Origin of the sequence: Protofrankia sp. CiP3, from assembly GCF_917627345.1 — a bacterium.
Classification (GTDB): domain Bacteria; phylum Actinomycetota; class Actinomycetes; order Frankiales; family Frankiaceae; genus Protofrankia.
Genome location: NZ_CAKJTM010000028.1, coordinates 7,829 through 12,096, shown reverse-complemented (window position 1 = coordinate 12,096; position 4,268 = coordinate 7,829). Strand labels below are relative to the sequence as shown.

3 protein-coding genes, 1 pseudogene and 1 CRISPR repeat array are annotated in these 4,268 nt (G+C 66.3%); all 4 genes and pseudogenes read right to left on the bottom strand.

Annotation, left to right across the window (positions count from 1 at the left end; genetic code table 11):
* Positions 1–277: 277 nt before the first annotated feature.
* Positions 278–1,562: a CRISPR direct-repeat array (repeat unit 30 nt; unit sequence GTTTCAATCCCTCGTAGGGGCGATGAGGAC).
* A gap of 112 nt (positions 1,563–1,674) precedes the next feature.
* Positions 1,675–1,938 (bottom strand): CRISPR-associated endonuclease Cas2, encoded by a 264-nt coding sequence (cas2, locus tag MJ797_RS12445; RefSeq protein ID WP_239334500.1) that lies wholly within the window; start codon positions 1,936–1,938, stop codon positions 1,675–1,677.
* A 3-nt stretch (positions 1,939–1,941) separates the two neighbouring features.
* Positions 1,942–2,922, bottom strand: coding sequence for a type I-B CRISPR-associated endonuclease Cas1b (cas1b, locus tag MJ797_RS12440; protein ID WP_239334499.1), 981 nt, complete (start codon positions 2,920–2,922; stop codon positions 1,942–1,944).
* A gap of 5 nt (positions 2,923–2,927) precedes the next feature.
* Positions 2,928–3,422, bottom strand: coding sequence for a CRISPR-associated protein Cas4 (locus MJ797_RS12435; RefSeq protein ID WP_239334498.1), 495 nt, complete (start codon positions 3,420–3,422; stop codon positions 2,928–2,930).
* Positions 3,422–4,268, bottom strand: a pseudogene (locus tag MJ797_RS12430) (CRISPR-associated helicase/endonuclease Cas3); the annotation flags it as partial. The pseudogene MJ797_RS12430 and the gene MJ797_RS12435, both read right to left, overlap by 1 nt.

Sequence of the window (4,268 nt, the reverse complement as noted above, 5' to 3'; positions counted from 1 at the left end):
CGACCAGCCCCGCCGGCCGCACTCTGACCCTCCTGCGCGCATAGGGTGCGTATCCGGTCGTGACAGCAACGGCACGGAGCCGGGCGAGGGCGCGACGAGACCGCTGTCACGTCTGGTGAAGGGCGCAACCGGCTGCGGCCCGCCCTGCCCGGACTGTGCCGGGGCCGACGCGTCTGGGACGGCACCCGCCACATCAGCCGCCACAGTGACGGTGACCATGCCAGCGCCGATCAGCCGCCGCAGCAGCACCAGTTGGCCGGGGGTAAAGAAGGCATCGGTTTCAATCCCTCGTAGGGGCGATGAGGACTATCCGCAAGACTGGCCGCTACGAGGTGGCCTCCCGGTTTCAATCCCTCGTAGGGGCGATGAGGACATCCGCGAGAGATCGGGTTGGCGTCTGCCAGCTCAATGTTTCAATCCCTCGTAGGGGCGATGAGGACCGCCAGGCTGACCTCCCGCAGACCCGCCCGCAGGCGGTTTCAATCCCTCGTAGGGGCGATGAGGACAAGACGCGCAGGGCCGGCTCCCGGGCCCAGCGCTCGAGTTTCAATCCCTCGTAGGGGCGATGAGGACAATTTAATATGCTTAAGGAAGCGAAGGAATTTTCCTGTTTCAATCCCTCGTAGGGGCGATGAGGACCGGCGCCGAGAGCCGGGCTTCGTCCTGGCGTGCGCAGTTTCAATCCCTCGTAGGGGCGATGAGGACATCACGCGACCGACGCGGCCCCGGCCGACCGGCCAGGTTTCAATCCCTCGTAGGGGCGATGAGGACGTCAGGCGCGGCGGCCAGCGCTGGTACTGGACGCGGTTTCAATCCCTCGTAGGGGCGATGAGGACGCCGGTGCGACGGGGGAGGGCGACTATGACCCGGCCCCGTTTCAATCCCTCGTAGGGGCGATGAGGACCACCGCCACGTGCCCGCCGTGCACCAAGGGGCTACAGTTTCAATCCCTCGTAGGGGCGATGAGGACTGGCCAATGTGGTGGGGGACATTGACGCGGCGTTTATGTTTCAATCCCTCGTAGGGGCGATGAGGACGCGCCGCTCTATGCGCTCGCCGCCGTCCTGCAGCGCCGTTTCAATCCCTCGTAGGGGCGATGAGGACTATCCGCAAGACTGGCCGCTACGAGGTGGCCTCCCGGTTTCAATCCCTCGTAGAGGCGATGAGGACGAGCGCCCCGTGGGCGGGCGGGCGCCTGTGCGCGTTGTTTCAATCCCTCGTAGGGGCGATGAGGACCACCCACCGATGCGGGCGCTGCCACCGGGTGCTCACGTTTCAATCCCTCGTAGGGGCGATGAGGACTGGAACGTCAATGCCGGTCAGGACGCGGAAGGCGTGTTTCAATCCCTCGTAGGGGCGATGAGGACGACCAGCTCCGCGGCCAGCTCGGGGACCAGCTCCGGTTTCAATCCCTCGTAGGGGCGATGAGGACGTCCATCGCGCACCCCTACAGGGACATCACCTACGGGTTTCAATCCCTCGTAGGGGCGATGAGGACCAGTCACCCGGGTGTCCGTCGGCAGGCCCGGATCGTTTCAATCCCTCGTAGGGGCGATGAGGACCCGAACATCAACGCCCAGGTCAGACGGCGTGTCGGGGCTGCCGGTGGTGGCTGGATTGCAGTGAACCTCCGGTCGAACATCACTACACGGGGATCCGCTGCAACACCCACGATCAGAGTATGTCACTCGGGGCAGCCCATCCTGCGCCCAGGCTCTCCCGGGCGATGTCGGCGCCTGGAGGGAGCGTATAGACGAGCACATGGTCGTACGAGTGGTCGATCACGGCCTCGATGCGCCGCTGGAACCGCAGGAGCTGCCCCGGGCTGAGGTTGCCCTCGAACACGCTCCGTTGGACATGGTGGAGGTACTGGCGGCAGGTCTTGAGAACCTTGCTGTTGCGTTCCGCGGCGGTGTCGTAGACAACGATCACATACATGAATCACCACCAGATCCGGAACGGCTGGTAGCGCTCGCCTTCAAGGCAGGTGCGGGCGAGCTTCAACGCCTCCAGGTAAAGCAGTTCGTCGTAGGCCACCGGACGTCCGAGCGTCCGGTGCCGCACCGTCGTAGCCAACTCATCGCGCACGGTCTGGACGACGAAGCGTCGTCCGACCTCGGTGAGCATGGTGTTCCCAACGTCGGCGTCGAAGTGCGCAGGCTTCAGCTGGCCGCGGCCGGCCAAGCGCAGCAGCAGGCGCTCGGCGAACAGCGGCTTGAACACTTCGGCGAGGTCGAGGGCGAGGGAGTGGCGTTGCCGTTCCATGGAGCTGTGCAGGAACGCGATCCCGCTGTGGAGGGGAGTGAGGCGGATCGCGGTCAGGACCCGGGAGTAGACGATGCCGTTGACGTAGCTGATGAACGCGTTCCCGGCGTTGGCGGGTGGACGGCGGCTGCGGCCGTCGAGCTGGAGCCAGTCCGGCAGCTTGGTATCGATCACACCCCACGCGGTGCGGCGGAAGTTGCCTTCGGCAGCCATGAGCTGCGCGGTCGACTCGGCTGCGGCCGCACCGGCCTCAACGGTCTCGAATGGCTTTTTCAACACGGTCCGGTCGACGACGCGGCGGACGTTGAACGCCGTCGCGCACACCAGGGACCGGGCGATGGCCATGGAAGTCTGGGGGGTCGTGGCCGTACGCGCCTGGGCGAGAACGGTCTGGCCGGATGTATGCGCCTCGGCGGGAAGCACCGATCCGGCGTAGTCCCCGTAGTAGCTGAGCAGATGCACGGCGATGCGATGCTGGTTGAGCAGCGTCATCACCGCGGTGTTGATGTCCACCGGGGAACAGGCCACGATGTCGCGTACATCGGTGACGGGTACGTGGACCTTTGTCTCGTCCTCGCGTTCGATAACGAGGGTCGAGTCCTTCCGGCGGATCCGGCAGGGAGTCGTCAGCCAGTAGGTGCGGACTGCTTCGGGCATCGGGGTCAGTCCGTCCAGCAGTAGTCGGTGTAGCTGCATCCGGTGCAGCGGGGTCGGTCAAGCCGCTCCGGCGGGTCGGGCCGGCCGACCACCTCGAGCACGGCATCGATGTCGCCTGTCGCGCGTGCCCGTTGTTCGTCGTCGAACGGAAGGCGGATCGTGCGACGGGTCGGCCGGTAGTGCAGGACCGCGCCTCGCGCCTCGACACCGACATCGGTGAGCCGCAGACAGTAGTGCAGAGCTTGGGCCTCGTCCGCGATGCTGGGCTGACGTGATGATTTGACCTCGTGCACCCACAGGTCGCCGTCAAGATGATCGAGCTTGGCCGCGCCGAGGTCGACGGGCCGGAACCGGCCGTAGGAGACGTCATGTACCGCCTCCCCGAGACGGACCCGCTCGTTCAGATGCTCGGGACGCAGCCCGCGGACGAACAGCCACAGCTGCCGGCGGCAGTGATGGAGGTATTTGACGTGGACGCCCCCGACATCGGCCCGCTCCATCAGATCAGCTCACCTGGCTGGTAGCGATTCGCCGCCTGGCCGCGGATGGCGGTCAGCCCCCGCTCCTGGTCGTAGTCGCCGTCGATGACCGCGACGCCGAGCCGGCGGTCCCATTTCGCGAGCTTCGAGCCGAAGTAAGGCAGCGGGATGAGCAGGTCCGCGGCGAGTAGGCGGCCCGGCCCCGTGGTCGCGGTGTTGAGCAGGCCGGCATATTCGTCGGCATCCGCCGTCAGAATCCCCTCAGTGCCCTCAAACATCGCATCGAAGGAGTCCGCGAGCGCGGACCGATCGTCGAACGGATTGCTGAAGATCAGGAAGCTGCTGGTGAAAGCGTCGCGGTGATGACTGACGTCCTGTGCCCATCGCCGGCCCCAGTCGGAGTTGTAGATGTCGTCCAGCCAGGAGACGAGCGACGCCTCACTCACGATCTCGCCGTCGTGTTCGGTCAGTACCCGCCAGGCGGCTTCGGTCGGTGCCTGCTCGTACACGCCGTCCGCGAACAGCTCGGCCGGGCTGTTCCGCCGGGGGCGCATCTCGGCCTGACAGACGATGACGTCGGCCGGTGGGCGGGCGCCGGTCCGGTTCACCCGGCCGAATCGCTGCGCCAGCGCGTCCAACGGAGCACACGATGTGACGATCACGTCGAAGTCGACGTCTAACGAAACCTCGACCACCTGGGTGGCGACGACCAGACCCGGCTGCCGCTCCTGCGCGGGCAGGCCGGACCGGTACCGGCTGTTGACCACTTCCTCGATCGCGGCGCGGTCACGCCGCTTGAACCGGGCATGCAGCAGACACGCCGCGGGCTGCCCATCAGGCTGTCGCGGTGCATGCGACGACAGCGAC

Bases quoted from the DNA above. Each gene is read 5' to 3' on its own strand.
- cas2 (WP_239334500.1), bottom strand. From the start codon at position 1,938: ATGTATGTGATCGTTGTCTACGACACCGCCGCGGAACGCAACAGCAAG.
- cas1b (WP_239334499.1), bottom strand. From the start codon at position 2,922: ATGCCCGAAGCAGTCCGCACCTACTGGCTGACGACTCCCTGCCGGATC.
- MJ797_RS12435 (WP_239334498.1), bottom strand. From the start codon at position 3,422: ATGGAGCGGGCCGATGTCGGGGGCGTCCACGTCAAATACCTCCATCAC.